Genomic DNA, 17,878 nt, shown 5'->3' with positions numbered 1-17,878 from the left:
ATGGCAGCTCGGGCAAGCTGGAAAGGCCATCTGAAGGTCGGAGACCTCGTGTGCGGCGTCGGATTATACACGGCCGTCTCCACCTCGGACCGCATCTCATTCAACATCATCAACCGCAAGACTGGCCATCGCGTGGAGCGCCAGTTCGTTGACAGCGAGAACGGCAAGCCGGTTGAACGGGATGACCAGGTCAAGGGATATCAGTTGGACAACGGCGAATACATTGTCATCGAGGGCGACGAGATCGCCGGCGTCATGCCGGAGAGCGACAAAGTCCTGAACGTGCAGAACTTCGTACCCTACAATGAAATCAACAAGCTCTATTTCGATCGGCCCTACTATCTGGCGCCGGCGGGCGAAGATGACGAGGAGGCGCTCGGGCTGATCGCTCGCGCCATGCACGATCAGAAGGTTGCGGCGATCGCAGAGGCCGTGCTGTTCCGCCGTAACCGCACGGTCCTGATCCGGCCGCAGGACGACTATGTCGTCGCGACGACGTTGAGCTTCGACTACGAGGTCCGCAAGCCGGATACGGCCTTCAAGGACATTCCGGAGATGACGTTCGACAACGAAATGCTCGAACTGGCCGGCCATATCATCGGCACGAAAAAGGGCGCCTTCAATCCGCAGGAATACGACGATCGCTACGAGACGGCGCTGTCGGAGCTGGTGAAGGCGAAAATCGAGGGCAGGGAGCTGCCGAGAGCGAAGCCAAAGCCGCAGGGCAAGGTCGTCGATCTCATGGACGCCCTGCGCCAGAGCGCCAAGCTGAGTGCTAAGCCACCGGCCAGCAAACGCGCCGCAAGCTCGCAGACGAAGGCGAGCTGACCATGGCTCTGGAGGCCTATCAGGCAAAGCGCAATTTCAAGGTGACGCCCGAGCCGCGAGGAAGCCGGCGCGGCTCCAAGTCTGCGACCCCAGCAGCGCTCCGCTTCGTCATTCAGAAACACGATGCGACGAGACTGCACTATGACTTCCGGCTTGAGCTCGATGGCGCGCTGAAAAGCTGGGCAGTCACACGCGGGCCAAGCCTCAATCCGGATGAAAAGCGGCTTGCCGTTCACGTCGAGGATCACCCGCTGGACTATGGCGACTTCGAAGGCATCATCCCCAAGGGGCAATATGGTGGCGGCACGGTGCTTGTCTGGGATCGGGGCACCTGGACGCCGAATGGCGATCCGCATAAGGGCTACAAGAAGGGCCATCTGGAGTTCGACCTCGACGGTGAGAAACTCAGCGGCCGCTGGCATCTGGTTCGGATGCACGGCAAACCAACCGACAGACAGGAAAACTGGCTGCTCATCAAGGCCGAGGACGAGGAAGCGCGCCGCAAGGGCGACATTCTCAAACAGCGGCCGGAATCGGTGAAGAGCGGCCGCAAGATCGACGAGGTTGCCAAGCACCCTGACGCCACCTGGAACTCCCGCTCCACGGGCACGTCAAAGCCGGCCTCCCCGAAGCCTGCGGCGACCCTGGCGAAGCCGAAACGCCATGAGTGGCCGAAGGGAGCCAAAAAGGCCGCGATGCCTGCCTTTGTCGAGCCCGAGCTTGCCAAGCTCAAGGCAAAACCGCCGTCGGGCGAAGGGTGGATCCACGAAATCAAATTTGACGGATACCGGCTGCAGGTACGGCTTGAGAATGGCAGGGCTGCCCTGCTCACGCGCAGCGGGCTCGATTGGACCGAGAAGTTCGGCCAGCAGATCGTCGATGCTTTCGCGGCACTGTCGGCCAAGTCAGCGATCCTGGATGGAGAGATCGTCGTCGAGCGGGAAAACGGCGCCTCCGACTTTTCGGCCCTCCAGAACGATCTCAGCCAAGGGCGTCACGATCGGTTCGTCTTTTACGCCTTTGATCTGCTTTATCTCGACGGATACGGCCTGCAGCAAGCCCGGCTCACCAGCCGCAAGGAGTTGCTGTTTTGTCTGCTGGCAGACGCTGACGGAAGGCTCCGCTACAGCGAGCATTTTGCCGAGAAGGGTGCCTTGGTGCTGGACCATGCCCGCCAGCTCGGTCTTGAGGGCATCATTTCGAAATTGGCCGACAGTGAATATGTGCCCGGGCGCACTGGCGAATGGGTCAAATCAAAATGCCTGCAGAGGCAGGAACTGGTTATCGGCGGCTATGTGCCGTCGACCTCGATGAAAAATGCGATCGGCTCGCTTGCCATGGGCGTCAACCGCAGTGGCAAGCTTGAGCATGTCGGCAGGGTAGGAACGGGCTTCAGCGTCAATGTCGCACAAGAGCTCTATGACACGTTGTCGGCGATGGAGCAGAGTGAGAATTCGTTTGACGATGAACTCACGGCCGAAGAGCGCCGCGGGCTGGTCTATGTCAGGCCGGAGCTCGTTGCCGAGGTCGCGTTTCAGGCCTGGTCGGCCGACGGCAATTTGCGGCATGCTGCGTTTCGTGGCTTGAGGCAAGACAAGGCGCCAGAGGATGTGATGCCCGAAGCAACAAGTAAGACCGCTCAGGAACTGCCTCAGTCCAGCGTCACGCTCACCCACCCGGATCGCATCTACTGGCCGGAGGAGGGCATCACGAAACAGGGGCTGGCCAGCTATTATGCGCGGGTGTGGCGCTTCATCGAACCCTATGTGACCAAGCGGCCGCTGGCGCTGCTGCGTTGTCCTGATGGTATCGGCGGACAGCGGTTTTTTCAGAAGCATGCCTGGAAGGGCATGAATTCGAATATCGAACAGATCACCGATCCGAAGGACAAGGGCGGCGAGAAATTGCTGCGCATCATGGACTTCGACGGGATCATTGCGCTTGTCCAGTCCGCGGTGCTGGAGATCCATCCCTGGGGTGCCACGACAGGCAGTTGGGAACGGCCCGACATGATCACGATGGATCTTGACCCGGCCGATGGCGTCAGCTGGACGGATGTGATCGCCGCCGCCCATGAACTGAAGGAGCGTCTCGAAGCGGCCGGTCTCGCGGCCTTCGTCAAGACCTCCGGCGGCAAGGGACTGCATGTCGTGACGCCGCTGAAACCGAAGGCCAGCTGGGCGCAGGTCAAGGCCTTCGCCAAGGCGCTCGCCGATGGTATGTCGAAAGATCAGCCGGATAAATATCTGGCGACCGCCACGAAGGCGAAGCGGAACGGCAAGATCTTCATCGACTATCTGCGCAATGGACGCGGCAACACGGCAGTTGCCGCCTATTCGACGCGTGCGCGCCCGGGGGCTGCCGTCTCCATGCCGCTTGAGTGGAACGAGCTGACCGAGGAAATCGGTCCGGCCTATTTCACGGTCGACAACGCTCCGGCCCGTCTCTATACCTTGCGAAGCGATCCGTGGGCGGACTTCTTTGCCGCCGCCGTCCCGCTCCAGAAGCAAAAGTAACGGACCGCTGGTTGCGATGTCTCAGTGAGATTTCGGACGGCCTGTTTCCTTGGCGAGGCTTTTCTTCAGTGCGTCCATGATATTGACGACGTTGCCCGTCGGTTTCGGTGGCAGCCGCTTGGAGGATGGCGGTGTGGCTTTGACGAGGCTCTTCTGCTTCGCTCGGATCATTGCTCTCAGCCGTTTCTGGATGGGATCCTGCACCATGGCCGGTTGCCATTCCTCGGTCCGGTCCTTGACCAGCTTCTTCATCAGCGAGAGCACGGTGTCATCCACCTTGCTGTGGCTGTCCAGTGTCGCTGCCGGCGGGCGAACCTCGTCGCCGAAATGCAGCGTCCAGAGAATGATGCCCTTGCCATGCGGCTCGAGCAGGACTGCCCGCTCGCGCCGGTAGAGGACGAGCCGGGCGATGCCAACGACATCGTTTGCGTTCATCGATTCGCGGATCACGCAGAAAGCTTCGGTGCCGACCTTGTCCTCCGGGGTGAGAAAATGTGGCTTGTCGTACCAGATCCAGTCGATTGAGCCGCGCGGCACGAACGTATCGATGTCGATTGTCTTCGTGCTTTCCAACCCGACTTCCTCGAGTTCCTTGTCTTCGAGAATGACATAGTCGTCCTCGCCGCGCGGGTATCCTCGGGCCTGATCCCTGTCGGCAATCGGCTTGTGGGTGACGCTGTCGACGTAGCGGCTTTCGACGCGGTTCTTCGTCTTTCGGTTCAGGACATGAAATCGAAGCTGGTTGCTGTCTGTTGTCGCCGGCGTCAGCGATACCGCGGCGGTGACGAGTGACAGCTTGAGATAGCCCTTCCAATAGGTCTGACGTGCCATTTGCGCCCTGGCGCCCTGGCGCCATCTCCCGTGGCCGCATTCGCGGCAATGGCCCATAACGGCCTGAGGTGCGGTTTGGTTCCATTGCAATCGTCGTGAAGCGTGCGAATGCAGGGAACAGCCGCTATCAGCGCCCGTTGAGGCCTTTCAACCAGCCTAGCAAAAGGATTTTACCCTGGTCCATCCAGCGCAACAACCTGGCGCTTCGGCAACCGGGCACCGGCGAGCTTGGCAAGCTTGAAGGTGCGAATTTTCGTCGGCAGAGGTAAGAACCTCGGTGTAGGCGGGTGGAATGGTTAAAGCCGAGAGTCTCTCGAGTTCCGTCGGATCGCTGATGCGCGTGCCTTTGGTGGTAAAAGGGAAATCCATTCTTGCCGGCCCGCCTGGTTATACAGGTCTCCAGGTTCGCGATGAAAACCAGATCGCTAGAGCCGATGCCTGGCTGAGCGTGGCCGCCAGTTTCTCGTCAAGTTGCTGTTTATAGGTCGCTCTTTTGCCCACAGTGAGCATGAAACGCCATCGCCGTCGCTGGTTCCGAGCCCAGCAGTGGCAACCTATACCGACTGCCACCAGGAAACCTGGCGAGCTCTATTCGATCACCACTTGCACATAGGTAGCGCCGCTCTTGGCGTAGTAGAGCGATCCGCAGCGGTAATAGTAGCCCCCATAATACGCTCCATAGACGCAGCCCGCAGGCAGAGTGCTGATGTAGACGTTTGTCCTGCGCACGACACGGCGGGTGGTCCGGCGGGCGACGCCCGCGTAGGAGAGCGGCGTCAGCGGGCGTCCGATCACGGCCTCGGCCGGGGTGGACGCCCTGAAGGTCAGGGTTGTCAGGTCATTGCCCTCAATGCTGACGTCAAGAGAGGCAAAGGCGACTGCGAGCGCAAAGGCGAAAATCCGTACGACAGTTTTCATTGTGCGTCTCCCATTGGGCCTGCCGGCGCCGGCAGCTCATCGATCTGACCGAGTTCACTGAGGTCGACCTTCTTTGCATCGCCAGGAATGTCGATCGCGAAACTTGCCAGCTTCACATCTTCTCCCGTGCGGAAATTCCGGACCTCAAGCGTGTATTCGGGTGCCTGCACGACATGCTTGCTGGTGACGACATAGCGCTTCGGAATCGGCTTCGAGCCCGTCTCGATCCAGATCTGCCAGTCGACATCATTCTTTCGGAAGGTCAGGTATTCGCATTCGATGCCGTCGACGACGGCGCTTGAGATGTGCTTGGCCTCGGTGACACCGTCCATCAGCGTATCGAAACTGTTCGACAGCAAGAGGTCGGCACCTGGAATCTCGGCGCCCGCATTCTCGAGCCGGTCGAAGAGTTCGTCGAGGCTGCCTTTCGCGTCGACCTGGGCGTAAGCATCGAGATTCTTTCCGTGAACCGTGAATTTCGTCCCGTCGAAGCTCACGTCAAGGTCGGCAAAGCCTCCCGTCCGTGTCACCCGAATCTTGTCCGGCCGGCTGACCGTTGCGGTGCCGGAGCTGATGAACTTTAGCTTCTCAAAAGCCGGCGTCACGGCTTCCACCGACGAGACATAGTCGAAGGAGAACGTTTTTTGAGCCGCCATATAGTCGGACATTGCCTTCAGCAGTTCCTTCGAGTCGTCCGCCCATGCCCCGGTCGGGCCGCTCAATCCGGCGGTTACCGCGCACACGCCAACCAGTAGCTTGAAGCGCGTCGGCAAGATGAATTTCGACATGTCACGGCCCTCACTTTGGCAACGGTTGATTGGGTACGCGTTCAATGCTGGGTACGTTAAGGTTGCCGGCGGCATTGCCATCGCTAGCAAGGCGTCGGCGAGCCCACTCCTTTAGACCTGCCTTGAGACACTCGAAAACGGCTCGGCAACCTCCGCCCGATCGGACGCAGGCGCAGCTACTGCACGTTTCTTTTTCTTGCTGCCGAAATGTAACTGTAAGTTCATTACTTCTCGCACATCCCGGCTTGTATCGGCAACTATTTATCGCGTGCGTTGCTATTGCCTTTCGCGGAAATATTGTCCCATACTACACTCCGCCTCGGCCCCAGGAGTGTTGGGATCCACTGCGAGGCACGCATGAAATCCGAAGCTCGTGCATTCATCGGGGCAGGGAAATGCGTGGTAGATCGTATCGAGGGCTACAGTTCGTCGGGATTTTGGCAGTGGTCGCCGGCTTGTCGGCGTGCGACAGCGGGGGCAATGCGTATGTGCCGCCGCCGCCGCCCAAGGTCAATGTCGCGCAACCCCTGCAACAGCCGGTAGTTGAATACTTCGAGCTGACAGGCAATACGGATGCTATCAGCGCCGTCGATATCGAAGCGCGCGTCCAGGGCTTTCTTGAGTCGGTCGACTACAAGGATGGCACTGCAGTGAAGAAGGGCGACAAGCTCTTCAGCATCCAGCGGGATACCTACAAGGCGCAGGTCGATCAAGCTCAGGCGCAGTTGGCCTCGCAGCAGGCGTCGCAGGTCGGTGCGAAGCAGGAATACGACCGGCAACTCAATCTCAACAAGCAGCAGGTGACGACGCAGACGGCTGTCGACAGCGCCAAGGCGACGCTCGATGAGGCAAACGCCTCCATTCTGAACGCGCAGGCCAGCCTCGATCTTGCAAACATCAATCTTGGATACACCGAGGTAGTGGCGCCCTTCGATGGCACGGTGACCGATCATCTCGTCGATGTCGGCGCGCTGGTCGGAGTGTCCGGCCCGACAAAGCTTGCCACCATCGTGCAAACCGATCCGCTGTACGTTTATTTCAACGTCAGCGAAGCGCAGGTGCTGACGATCAAGCAGAGCCTCGCAAAGGCAGGGCGCAAGCTGACACAAGTCGATCTCCCAACCATACCGGTGGAAATCGGGCTGGGGAACGAGGAGGGATATCCGCACAAGGGCCATCTCGACTATGTCGCTCCGCAGATCGATGCCTCGACAGGCACGCTTTCGGTTCGGGGTATTGTCGACAACAAGGACCACGCCCTCCTGCCGGGCCTTTTCGTTCGGGTTCGTGTTCCGGTGGCCCATCAGGACAAGGCGCTTCTCGTTCGCGATGATGCGATCGGCACCAATCAGCAGGGGAACTATGTGCTCGTGCTGGGCAAGGACGACGTGATCGAACAGCGACCGGTCAAGATCGGCCAGCGCGACGGCTCGATGCGGGTCATCGAGCAGGGTATCGACGTTGGCGACTGGGTTGTCATGGCCGGCATCCAGCGGGCCGTACCCGACATGAAGGTCACGCCAGAGAAAATCACGATAGACGCCGCCGCCGCAACAGGGGGTCCCAGCGGATCGAAGCTCCCATGAGACGGCACCGGACCCGATCCAGGAGGCGAACAAGATGATTTCGCGCTTCTTCATCGAGCGGCCGGTGCTCTCAAATGTCCTTGCTCTGGTCTTCGTCCTGATTGGTGCCGTCGCGCTCTTCCAGTTGCCGGTTGCGCAATATCCGAATGTGGTTCCGCCCACCGTGCAGGTGACGACGCGCTATCCGGGCGCGAGCGCCAAGACCCTGGTGGACACCGTTGCACTGCCAATCGAATTGCAGGTCAACGGCGTCGAAAACATGCTCTACATGCAGTCGACCAGCGCCAGCGACGGCACCTATTCGTTGACCGTCACCTTCGCGATCGGCACGGACCCCGACCAGGCGCAGGTCCTCGTGCAGAACCGTGTCGCCATTGCCATGCCCTCACTGCCACAGGCGGTGCAGGTCCAAGGCGTGACGACGCAGAAGAAGTCGACATCGATCCTCGGTTTCGTCAGCCTCACCTCGCCAGATAGCCGCTACGATAGCCTCTTTCTGTCAAATTATGCTGTCATCAACCTGCAGAATGAACTCGCCCGGCTTCCGGGCGTCGGCAATGTCAGCGTCTTCGGCGCGGGCCAGTACGCAATGCGTATCTGGATGGACCCGGGTCTCCTGCAGGCCCGGGGACTGACGCCGCAGGACGTCGTCAACACCATTCAGCAGCAGAGCCAGGAGGTCACGGCCGGGCAGGTGGGATTACCGCCAGTGCCAAGCGGCCAGGATTTTCAGTACACGTTGAATATCAGCGGACGTCTCAACGAAGTCGCCGACTTCGAAGACATCATCGTCAAGGTCGATTCCGACAGTGGCGGCCGGATAACGCGGGTGCGCGACATTGGGCGTGTCGAGCTTGGCGCTCAAACCTATAGCCAGTCATTCCTGCAGAACCGGCGCCCCGCCACCGGCATCGGCATTTTCCAGTTGCCGGAAGCAAATGCCATCGCGGTCGCCGAATCCGTCAGGGTGAAGATGGCGGAGCTTTCAAAGGGCTTTCCGCCTGGCCTCGAATACAACATGCCGTTCGATACGACGAAATTCGTGAAGGCGTCGATTCGCGAAGTCTACGTGACGCTGATCGAGGCCGGTGTTCTGGTGCTGATCGTGATCCTGCTCTTCCTGCAGGATTGGCGCGCCATGCTCGTGCCGGCGACGACCGTTCCGGTGACGATCATCGGTGCCTTTGCGGCGATGGCAGCCCTTGGGTTCACCGTCAATCTGTCGACATTGTTTGCGATCGTCCTTGCGATCGGCATCGTTGTCGATGACGCGATCGTCATCGTCGAGGGCGTGTCACGTCACGTCGAGGAGGGGATGCCCGGCAGGCAAGCGGCAGAGAAGGCGATGGACGAGCTTCTCGGCCCGGTCATCGGTATTACGCTGGTTCTCATGGCAGTCTTCATTCCGGCTGCCTTCCTGCCTGGGTTGACGGGGCAGCTGTACCGACAATTTGCGCTGGTCATTGCCGCGACCGCTTTGATCAGCGCCATCAACGCGATAACGTTGAAACCGACGCAATGCGCCCTTTGGCTGCGGCCGCCCGTTCCGCCCGAGAAGCGCAACATTTTCTATCGCGGCTTCAACCGTATCTATGATGCCGCGGAGAACGGCTATTCCCGGCTTGTTGGCGGCCTTGTGCGCAATAGTGCGATCGCAGTCCTCGTGGGTTTGGCGCTGATTGGTGTTGCCTTCTGGGGGCTCGCCCGGCTTCCGACGGCCTTCCTTCCCATCGAGGACCAAGGCTACGTGCTGATCAGCGCGCAACTGCCAGATGGTGCGTCGAAGGAGCGCACCGATGCCGTGATGCTGCGGGTCAGCGAGATCGCTGAGGCGACACCGGGCGTCGATCAGGTTCTGACGATCAGCGGCATTTCGATCCTCGACAACAATGCAAGCCTGCCGAACGCCGGTGTCGCCTATGTCGTTCTCAAGGACTGGGACGTGCGAGGAAAGGAAAAAGGCCAGGATCTGCTGTCGATATACCAGCATCTGAATGGCGCACTGGAGAGCGTCATGCAGGCCAAGACGCTGGTCGTGGTCCCACCTGCGATCCAGGGCATCGGCAATGCCAGCGGCTTCACCATGCAGGTGCTCCTCAAGGACGGTAGCTTCGATTTCCCGCTGCTGCAGGCGCTGGCCGACACGATCGTCGAACACGGGAATTCGCAATCCTCGCTGCAGCGGCTGCAGACGTCGTTCCGCGCGGATGCTCCCCAGCTTGAGGTCTCGGTCGATCGCATCAAGGCCGAGACGCTCGGCGTCACGGTCGGGCAGGTGTTCTCCGCCCTCTCGGGCTACGTCGGATCGAGCTACGTTACCCAATTCAACAAGTTCGGCCGTACCTTCCAGGTCTATGTGCAAGCGGCTCCGGATTTCCGCGTGCGGCCGGATGATATCCGCAACCTGAAGGTCAAGGCCGGCGATGGCACCATGGTCCCGCTTGGTACTGTGATCGATGTCACCAGCGTGCCTGGGCCGTCGCTGATCAGCCTCTACAATCTCTATCCTACCGCCACGATCGTCGGGGGTCCCGCCAGCGGCTTCAGTTCCGGGCAGGCGCTCGATGTCATGGAGCAGATTGCCGATCAGACGCTGCCGCCAGGCGCCGGCTTCGAGTGGACGGCGCTGTCCTATCAGGAGAGGGCGGTCGGCGGGCAGATCTACTACGTCTTTGGCCTTGCCATTCTGCTTGTCTATTTCGTTTTGGCCGGACAGTACGAAAGCTGGATATTGCCGTTCGCCGTCATTCTCGCCGTTCCGCTCGCTCTGCTGGGGACGGTCGGCGCACTGACGGCGCTCGGCGTTGCCAACAATCTCTATACCCAGATCGGCCTCATTCTGCTCATCGCGCTCTCCTCGAAGAACGCCATCCTGATCGTTGAATATGCACGTGAAAAACGCATGCAGGGGATGGAAATCGCCGCTGCCGCTGTGCTTGCAGCGCGGCTGCGTTTCCGGCCGATCCTGATGACGTCGTTTGCCTTCATCCTTGGCGTCGTGCCGCTGGTGATGGCGACAGGTGCCGGCGCCAACGCGCGCCGATCGATCGGCATTTCCGTCTTCAGCGGTATGATTGCATCGACGTGCCTGGCGGTTTTGCTGGTGCCGTCCTTCTACGTGATCCTGCAGCACTTCGAGGAATACCGGAAGCGCCGTGCAGTGGCGGTGCCCGACGCACAGACGTAGGTATGCGGTGTCAAGGACCAACATCGACACGCCGCTGACCAGAACTGACGTCGCATTGAGAATTGTTGTTCCCGGCGAGGGACGAACGGGCCGCAGCGCTCGATCTTCTGCCCCGTGGATAAGCAATGGAGCGCCCTCGGAGGAAGAGGGCTGGAGCAGCCTCACGATGCCGACATGGTCGACACTGTGATTTCCGCAGGGAGAGGAACTATGGAAAATGTCTCGTCGTCATCACTGGAAATCCCATCCGCGAAACATGGCATGTGGAGAATGAGATTTGGCCTGTCCGTGCTGGGCGTCGTCGCCTTGTTCGCGGGCGCCGCCTTGGCGCAGCAACCGACCGACGCGCAGCGCAACGCAGTCAAGTCCGCCTGCCGCAGCGATTTCATATCCAATTGCTCAGGCGTCACGCCGGGAGGCAAGGAGGCGCTTGCCTGCCTGCAGCAGCACGAAGCGTCGCTCTCGTCGGGATGCAAGCAGGCAATCAGCGCGCTCGGCGGAGGCAGCAAGGCCGCCGCGCCGAAATCGTCTTCCGATGCATCGACGGCGCCGGCGACGCCGGATGCCGGCACCCCCAAGGCCGCAGCGCCGGCCGCGGCCGCACCGCAGCTTTCACCGCGTGAGGAAATGGTCATTGCCCGTGAGGCCTGCGGGCCGGACTTCCGGTCTTACTGCAATGCCGTTCCGCTCGGCGGCGGACGCGGCATCGCCTGCCTCAGGGAAAACATGCAGCGTTTGTCGCCAGGCTGCCAGAAGGTCCTAGCGCACGGGCTCTGATTCCTCCTGCGTTTCCGCTTCTTCCGGCACTCCTGTGACGAGCGGGTGTGCCGGAAATACCGTTAGACTGGCAAAGTGGCGGTGAACTCGTCAGACCTAAGTCCGACTACCCGAGCGTTCTGTGAACGCTAAGTGACCCATGTCCTTCTGCCCCGAAGGATGAGGGAGGCTTTAGGATGTCGCGGACCAACCCTCCTGCAGCCTCCCTCCTTCCAATCGGACCTTGGTCCAACTTTCCAAGCGCGCGCACTCTGCCTAAGTTGCTCCTGTCCTTCCGCCAAAAAGGACACGCAGGGGCACCTTCGGGTCCCCTGAGAGGGCTCGAGAGGATCACCAACGGGTAGGCTGACCTCTCGGCTCTCCCCGTCTGGGGCAAGAGCTGCTCGATGCTCGCAAGCAAAGCACAGTTGCTCGCCTTCCATCTCCATGCGTCCCTGTGTGGTTGGAGGAAATCATTCGTCTGGCTTCCCTCTTCCCAATCGAGCACAGGCAGGATCCGCGTTGGAGACGTGTAGGACTTCATTTTGATCGCCGCCATCGTTCTCCCCCGCAAAGGCGTGCGACCGCAATCTCGTGACACGCTTAAGGAGAATTGCGCGTTTTAATGCCAGCGTAACGACAGCCGATTTCGTCGCATTTTGAGGCGGTTTTCGCCGCCCTGCGGGCCGGGCTGTCGCTAGGGCGGAACCTGGCCAGCCTGTCTCGGGCATCCGTCCCTGGCGGAAGCTGTCATCAGTGCGACCCTCGCAATGACCTCTGGCGCTTGCGGCCGGATGCACGCAAGGGAGGCTTTGCCGCGCATCACGTCTCACTCATCGTCAAGTAGATAGCGCGCCCTTGCGTCCATCGGCCTTCGCGCTCTTTGGAGTTGTCCTCAGAGAATGAACGTGAAGGAGAACGAGCGATGGAGCGCGACGACATAGAGGCATTGCGAGAGAAGATCTCTTGCGGAGCAGTCCTTGAACGCGGCGGTTGCCGATGCCTGCAGCAATTCCGCCAGCGATGCCCTGGCCGAGCGACTGGATGTAGAGCATGACGAAGCCGCCCGCGGTGCAGAGCAGCAGGAAGCCGCCAGTGTCCGCGAGCGTGAGTGTTCTCGAACCACTGGCTGCGTCGATCTTCAATAGTTCAGGATTCATGGCGGCAATTAGGAATGCGGCAATGACGTAGATGAACAGCGGGATCAGGGCGTAGGTGAGCAGCTGATTGAACCAGCCAACGCCGTAACCGCGCGTTCTCTCGAACAGCATGCAGCTGATGAAGATGGGAGAGGTTCCGATCAGCACCCAGAGCATCACCTTGGCGAGGATCAGAATGGCAAGCGCGATCGCAATGAAGACGCCGGCGCCGACCATTATAGTGACTCCGATCATGCTTGGAAGGATGGTGAGGTAGCCGGACTGCTCGGCAAGAGCCGAGGCCGCCTCGTTGGCGGTGTGCCAGATCATCGACATGCCATTGGTCGGCTCGGAAATTCCGGTGCCGGATGCTGCCAGGATCGCACGGCCGACGTCCTCTGGTGTGTCGTTGATCCAGCGGTAGAACAGGTTGTTGAAGTTGCCCCAGGAGCTGACCAACGTAAGGATGATCATCATACGCACGATGCGTCCGACGATTTCGCCGACGCCGAGCCGGGCTGTGCCCATGACAAGCTGGAGCCCGTACCAGGCGACATAAACGACGAACAACGTCTGCAGCAGCGGCATGATCTCGTTGCCGACAATCGTATAGGCTTTCTCCGAGAAGCTGGTCCCCGAGTTCTCGATGCGGTCGAGCAGATCACCGAGAAAATCCTGCATTGGCGCGTTCCTAATGCTGATCCTGATCCATCACGCCGATCGCCGCAAAGGCTGCGGCCGGATCGTTCACGCGTCGCATCGGCCCGCACTCATGCCTCGGATCGCCCACAAAGGACGTGAGATTGGCCGGACGCTTGCAAGGCGCCGCCTTTTCCTTGACGGTACCGCAGCCGGCCACGATTGCCGCGACCAGAAGAGCGGTGCCGATTTCACGCTTTGCCATGTCAGTTCCCATACGCCAGCGCCTTCTTAGTGTTTGAGATATCGGTGAGACGCCGCTGGTTCTCCGCTTGCAGGGATGTGACGGCGCCATTCATGACGCCGATCATTTCGTTGAGCGTCAGGCCTGATTGAACCTGCAGCTGCGTGTTCTGATCGATCGAGCCCTTGATGTCTTGCGCTGTGCCGATCTGGGCCCCTGCCTGCTCGAAAGCGCTGCGTCGGCTCTTGATCGCCTGCTGTGACCCGTTAACGAGTGCCGATACTCGCTAGATCCAAGGTGATCGATTTTGGTCTCTTCCGCTCCGGAGCTCCAAACGCTCTGTCCAGGGATTCGGCAATTCCGGATTTCTCAGCAGTTTTCCTGATGTCTTTCATCGACAGTCACCATTTTATCGGGCTCACACTCGCAGCGCGGCCGCTGCCTCTTAGGGCCCAGGACACGAAAGATAGAAGACGTAGACTGTAAGCATCGATCTGCCAGAGGCTTTGCGTGCTGTCTTCCAGTGGTTCGGGAACTGGTGTTTCGTCGATGTTGACAAGCAAGGTTTCGCTTGAACTCTCGAACTCGAAGCCTCCCTCGGACATCGTCAGCGAGTTGCAATCCAATGCAATGATGGTCGCTTCCGGTGCCCTCGATGAGCTTATCCAGTTCAGCGCGTTTCCTCCAACTCCGGCATAGAGCAGCCCCCGGGTCCGGATGTCGTTGCGGCTGATGAACACTAAATCGGTGGGATTACTAATAGCCGCTGTGAGCGCTGCGATATCCATCGCCGCCTGGGCGCCGATCGCTTCAGACGGTTGGATCACTATCGCATCTTTCAATAAGCCAGCCGGGCTTGTCGCTGTTGCGGCTGCCGACGACAGCAACGCAGCGTCTAGAACCTCCAAGGTATCAGCCGCGATCAAATCGCGACAAATAGCTTCGAAGTTCGAGCACCTCAGCATTTCGTGAGTAAAACACGTAACGATCGATACTCGATGGGGAGAAATGATTCCTCGAGTCAGGGTCGTCTTTCTGTAGGGCGCGGCTTCGCCCTCTGGTACGAATGCTCCCATCCGCAAGCTAACAAGGATCGCCATTCAGGAGGAGTGGATCGAGTACGACCCGACCTTTACCCTCGAGGCCCCGGTGCCGCAGACGCTGGGCCACCGTAAGTGGCCGGACGAGATGATCGCCAAGTTTCGGACTCGCCATCAAATCGGCTCGGCCGCGCGCACTTGCTTCGAACTTGCGATTTGGCTCGGTAACCGCCGCGGCGATATCGCCCGGTTGACATGGGACAAACTGGTTAGCGAGGCGGTCGAGCTTGGCAACGGCGAGACCCGCGAGATGGCGGCCTTCTCCTTCCGGCAGAAGAAAAACAGCAAGCGGACGGGCGGAAAGGAAATGTTCCTGCCGGTGCGCCGGGATCTGGCCGAAGCCCTTGAGCCCCTTGACCGGGATAGCGGCTTTGTTCTCGTGAACGGCTACGGTCACCCCTTCTCGGAAAAGAGCCTCACCGGCATGATGGCCCACTGGTGCAAGCAGGCCGAGATACCGGTCAGTAACAGGAAGGCTGGCACAACCGGCTACACCCTTCACGGGCTGCGCAAAAATTTCGGCATCAAGCTGGCGCTCGACGGCGCGACCGGCCCTCAGATCCAGACGGCCATGGGCCACTCCTCAGTGCGCGAGGCCGACCCATATCTGAAGGAAGCGAATCGCAAGAAGCTCGTCGCGGATGCTTTTGTTGACGGTGAGCGCCGTGATGCCGACCGGGAAGCATCGAAGCGCCGAGCCGCTATGAAGCTGATTAAGTAGAGCTAGGCCCAACTCATGTTGGTCCTATTCTATATTCTATAACGAAAACAATGCGATGGTGGGCCCGGAGGGACTCGAACCCCCAACCAAGCGGTTATGAGCCGCCGGCTCTAACCATTGAGCTACAGGCCCTGCGGCAGCGTGGCTGCCGTGTCCGGCGCAATGGTTCCCCGGAACGGGTTTCGCTCTAACGCAATTCTTCAGCGGTCACAAGGGACTGCCGCAATAGCTTCACAATCAATCGGCAAGACGACAATCGAGACTTCACAATCACGGAGTGAAACATCGTGCTGCCGAACACCAGAACAATCGCCTTCAGCCTCCTGCTTGGCCTTCCGACCGCGGCTGTCACGGCGCTGCCGGCGCTGGGCGCCGATTCGCAGCCGCGCGAGGCGGTGATTTCCGTTAGCGGCGAGGGCCAGGCGAGCGTGGCACCCGACATGGCGGTGCTCAACCTGTCCGTCGTGAAGCAGGCAAAGACCGCACGCGAGGCGCTCGACGAGAACAACAAGTCGATGAACGATGTGCTGGCCGCGCTCAAAAAGGCGGGTATCGCCGAGCGGGATCTCCAAACCTCGGGCTTTTCGGTGCAGCCGCAGTACAGCTACCCGCAGACCAACGATGGTCAGCCTCAGTCGCCACAGTTGATCGCCTACCAGGTGTCCAATTCGCTGAGCGTGCGGGTCCGCGACCTGTCCAAGCTCGGCGCCATCCTCGACGAGGCCGTGACACTCGGTGTCAACCAGGGCGGCGACATTCAGTTCACCAATGACAAGCCCGAAAAGGCAATGGAAGAGGCGCGCAAGAATGCCGTCGCCAATGCGATTGTGAAGGCGAAGACACTGGCCGAAGCCGCCGACGTCAAGCTCGGGCGTGTGATCGAGATCAGCGAGACATCGCCGCGCCCGCAGCCGGTGCCGGTCTATCGGGCCGCCATGATGAAGGAAGCGGCAGACTCAGCCGTACCGGTCCAGGGCGGTGAAACCAGCTACAACATCACCGTCAACGTGACGTTTTCGATCGCGCAGTAGTCGCCCGGCGCCTCGGCTGCCTTTAATTTGATACGAACGGCCATTGATATTCTGTGCAATATCAATGGCCTATTTATTTTTGTCCGGCGAGAGGGAACCGCGAGGCGGATAAAACGCTTTATCACGCATATATTACACTATAACATCGATCGTGTTATTCGGCCCCGCAGGGGAACCCTGAGTTCTGCTTCCCACGTTGCTGCCTGGCCGAAGAGGAGGAATGGCAAATAGCCCTAAAGAGGAGACAGACATGACGAATGCCTTGCCGCCGCTTCACGATGGACACGCCCCGTTCACCCTTCAGGAACTCTTCCGCGAAGCACTCTATGCCTTCGAGGAGTGGGATACGGAACTCACGGAACCAATCGTCACCTTCGAAGGACGCGTTGTTCCCATCAGCCAGGTCTTCGAAGCGATGCGTCAATGCGACGACATCGTTCCGATGAACATCGTCGGGGCCGTCACCGAACGGCTTACCAAACCCTGGGAAGGCGAGGGACCGCTTGACCAGATGAGCTTCTCGACCGCCGCTCGCGTCATGGGCGTCCTCGTTCGCAAACGCCTGCTTGCAAACGGTATGCCTGAGATCGTCGCCGTTGCAGAACGGCCAGCCGAGCGCCACTCGGACAGTTGAACTGGTGGATTGCGGTCATTCGGCCGCAATCGCGCCTCCCAAGCTAGAAATTGATATAGTTCGAAGGCTTTCTTGAGGCCGACGCGCCCGCGTTCGCGCAGATCGAGGTCGGCCTCAATATGTGCGATGTGGTGAAGCATCAATCGGCAAGCCTCGTCCCGATTGCTTCGCTCGGTCGCCTGCGCGTTGATGCCATTGCGCCCCTCGGCGGCGACACCCAATCTACGATCCGCGATCGCTTCGATATGCTCCCACCGAGATTTAAGGGCGCCGGTATCACCACGATTCTGCTTTACTTTTACGCTCCGCTTGCATTTGTTCAGAAAAAAGCATTGCAGGAGAGGAAGCAGACATGACCACGCCAGACGATGACCTCGCGCGGATCGCAGAACAGGAAAGCGCGTTGAGTTTCGACACCTTTGATCTCACGACGGCGTGGCAGCTCGGCAAGCTCCTGCAGGAGCTCGGAACCGAACGCGGCCTATGTATCGCCATCGACATCACGCTGCATTCGATGCCTGTCTTCTACGCTGCACTCCCCGGCGTCACCCCTGACAATGTGCAGTGGGTGCGGCGCAAGCGCAATCTGGTGCTGCGCTACTTCAAGAGCAGCTACGCGATCGGTCTCGATCTCAAGCAGAGAGGCAAGACGGTTGCCGACAACGGCCTCGCGGATGCCGATTATGCGCCGCACGGCGGCAGCTTCCCGATCAATGTAAAGGGCACTGGCTGCATTGGCGCGGTCACCGTGTCCGGCCTGCCGCAACGCGACGACCACAATCTCGCCGTCGAGGCGCTGGCACTGATGCTGGCGAAGGACCTCGACGCGCTGCGCTTGGCATAAATCCCTTGCCTGGCGTGTTTATGACGCGCCAGGTCTTTGCTGCAAGCGATCTTTCTGGACAGCGGTACGGCTGCAATTCGAGCGGAGGTAGAGGCAACGTCGTCCGCGACAGGCGC

16 protein-coding genes, 1 tRNA gene and 3 pseudogenes are annotated in these 17,878 nt (G+C 60.0%); 10 read left to right on the top strand and 10 right to left on the bottom strand.

The features are described from left to right. Together ACSQ9D_RS11695 and ligD are read left to right on the top strand one after the other, a co-directional pair. Positions 1-828 (top strand): Ku protein, encoded by an 828-nt coding sequence (locus ACSQ9D_RS11695; RefSeq protein ID WP_436282367.1) that lies wholly within the window; start codon positions 1-3, stop codon positions 826-828. A gap of 2 nt (positions 829-830) precedes the next feature. After that, the gene (gene ligD, locus ACSQ9D_RS11690) at positions 831-3,344 is read left to right on the top strand and encodes a DNA ligase D (RefSeq protein ID WP_436282366.1); all 2,514 of its coding nucleotides are present in this window, start codon (positions 831-833) and stop codon (positions 3,342-3,344) included. A 21-nt stretch (positions 3,345-3,365) separates the two neighbouring features. Here the strand turns inward: ligD and ACSQ9D_RS11685 are convergent, their stop codons facing one another. The 4 genes from ACSQ9D_RS11685 to ACSQ9D_RS11670 all read right to left on the bottom strand — a co-directional run bounded on the left by ACSQ9D_RS11685 (position 3,366) and on the right by ACSQ9D_RS11670 (position 5,881). Continuing rightward, positions 3,366-4,175, bottom strand: a complete 810-nt coding sequence (locus tag ACSQ9D_RS11685) for a Ku protein (RefSeq protein WP_436282365.1) — start codon at positions 4,173-4,175, stop codon at positions 3,366-3,368. Positions 4,176-4,331: 156 nt separating this feature from the next. Next, complete coding sequence (locus ACSQ9D_RS11680; protein WP_436282364.1) at positions 4,332-4,544, bottom strand: hypothetical protein; 213 nt, start codon at positions 4,542-4,544, stop codon at positions 4,332-4,334. A 219-nt stretch (positions 4,545-4,763) separates the two neighbouring features. Then, a complete protein-coding gene (locus ACSQ9D_RS11675) occupies positions 4,764-5,093 on the bottom strand; it encodes a hypothetical protein (RefSeq protein ID WP_436282363.1) in 330 nt (109 codons plus the stop codon). Then, a complete protein-coding gene (locus ACSQ9D_RS11670; protein ID WP_047519901.1) occupies positions 5,090-5,881 on the bottom strand; it encodes a DUF2092 domain-containing protein in 792 nt (263 codons plus the stop codon). The genes ACSQ9D_RS11675 and ACSQ9D_RS11670 overlap by 4 nt, the downstream gene beginning before the upstream one ends. 395 nt (positions 5,882-6,276) lie before the next feature. Here ACSQ9D_RS11670 and ACSQ9D_RS11665 point away from each other — a divergent pair, with 395 nt between their 5' ends. The 3 genes and pseudogenes from ACSQ9D_RS11665 to ACSQ9D_RS11655 form a co-directional block, all read left to right on the top strand. Next, positions 6,277-7,467, top strand: coding sequence for an efflux RND transporter periplasmic adaptor subunit (locus ACSQ9D_RS11665; protein WP_436282362.1), 1,191 nt, complete (start codon positions 6,277-6,279; stop codon positions 7,465-7,467). A gap of 34 nt (positions 7,468-7,501) precedes the next feature. Next, complete coding sequence (locus tag ACSQ9D_RS11660) at positions 7,502-10,654, top strand: efflux RND transporter permease subunit (protein ID WP_436282361.1); 3,153 nt, start codon at positions 7,502-7,504, stop codon at positions 10,652-10,654. 327 nt (positions 10,655-10,981) lie between these two features. After that, positions 10,982-11,431 (top strand): annotated as a pseudogene (locus tag ACSQ9D_RS11655) (hypothetical protein); the annotation flags it as partial. Between the two features lie 818 nt (positions 11,432-12,249). On the opposite strand, the gene ACSQ9D_RS11650 reads toward ACSQ9D_RS11655, so the two are convergent. The 4 genes and pseudogenes from ACSQ9D_RS11650 to ACSQ9D_RS11635 form a co-directional block, all read right to left on the bottom strand. Beyond that, positions 12,250-13,230 (bottom strand): type IV secretion system protein, encoded by a 981-nt coding sequence (locus ACSQ9D_RS11650; RefSeq protein WP_436282360.1) that lies wholly within the window; start codon positions 13,228-13,230, stop codon positions 12,250-12,252. Positions 13,231-13,240: 10 nt separating this feature from the next. Beyond that, complete coding sequence (locus ACSQ9D_RS11645) at positions 13,241-13,453, bottom strand: hypothetical protein (RefSeq protein WP_436282359.1); 213 nt, start codon at positions 13,451-13,453, stop codon at positions 13,241-13,243. A 1-nt stretch (position 13,454) separates the two neighbouring features. Then, positions 13,455-13,715, bottom strand: a pseudogene (locus tag ACSQ9D_RS11640) (type IV secretion system protein); the annotation flags it as partial. Between the two features lie 118 nt (positions 13,716-13,833). After that, entirely contained in the window at positions 13,834-14,532 is a 699-nt protein-coding gene (locus tag ACSQ9D_RS11635) for a hypothetical protein (protein ID WP_436282358.1), read from the bottom strand. 49 nt (positions 14,533-14,581) lie between these two features. Between ACSQ9D_RS11635 and ACSQ9D_RS11630 the strand changes: the two genes are divergently transcribed. After that, the gene (locus tag ACSQ9D_RS11630; protein ID WP_436282357.1) at positions 14,582-15,253 is read left to right on the top strand and encodes a tyrosine-type recombinase/integrase; all 672 of its coding nucleotides are present in this window, start codon (positions 14,582-14,584) and stop codon (positions 15,251-15,253) included. Between the two features lie 56 nt (positions 15,254-15,309). Here ACSQ9D_RS11630 and ACSQ9D_RS11625 read toward each other — a convergent pair. After that, a tRNA-Ile gene (locus ACSQ9D_RS11625) sits at positions 15,310-15,385 on the bottom strand. 155 nt (positions 15,386-15,540) lie between these two features. On the opposite strand from ACSQ9D_RS11625, the gene ACSQ9D_RS11620 reads away from it, so the two are divergent. Beyond that, positions 15,541-16,284 carry an SIMPL domain-containing protein gene (locus tag ACSQ9D_RS11620; RefSeq protein WP_436282356.1) on the top strand — a complete coding sequence of 248 codons (744 nt, stop codon included), beginning with the start codon at positions 15,541-15,543 and terminating at the stop codon, positions 16,282-16,284. A gap of 250 nt (positions 16,285-16,534) precedes the next feature. After that, positions 16,535-16,918 carry a hypothetical protein gene (locus ACSQ9D_RS11615; protein WP_037119812.1) on the top strand — a complete coding sequence of 128 codons (384 nt, stop codon included), beginning with the start codon at positions 16,535-16,537 and terminating at the stop codon, positions 16,916-16,918. Positions 16,919-16,974: 56 nt separating this feature from the next. On the opposite strand, the pseudogene ACSQ9D_RS11610 reads toward ACSQ9D_RS11615, so the two are convergent. Beyond that, positions 16,975-17,076 (bottom strand): annotated as a pseudogene (locus tag ACSQ9D_RS11610) (GntR family transcriptional regulator); the annotation flags it as partial. Between ACSQ9D_RS11610 and ACSQ9D_RS11605 the strand changes: the two are divergent. Together ACSQ9D_RS11605 and ACSQ9D_RS11600 are read left to right on the top strand one after the other, a co-directional pair. Further along, positions 17,038-17,274, top strand: a complete 237-nt coding sequence (locus ACSQ9D_RS11605; protein WP_436283893.1) for a hypothetical protein — start codon at positions 17,038-17,040, stop codon at positions 17,272-17,274. The pseudogene ACSQ9D_RS11610 and the gene ACSQ9D_RS11605 overlap by 39 nt on opposite strands. After that, positions 17,271-17,762 (top strand): heme-degrading domain-containing protein, encoded by a 492-nt coding sequence (locus ACSQ9D_RS11600; protein WP_436282355.1) that lies wholly within the window; start codon positions 17,271-17,273, stop codon positions 17,760-17,762. The genes ACSQ9D_RS11605 and ACSQ9D_RS11600 overlap by 4 nt, the downstream gene beginning before the upstream one ends. The last annotated feature ends 116 nt before the right edge of the window (positions 17,763-17,878 follow it).

Source organism: Rhizobium sp. LjRoot258 (assembly GCF_964254185.1).
Taxonomy (GTDB): domain Bacteria; phylum Pseudomonadota; class Alphaproteobacteria; order Rhizobiales; family Rhizobiaceae; genus Rhizobium.
Note: the sequence above shows the minus strand (reverse complement) of the source record. Positions and strands in the feature narration are given on the sequence as shown.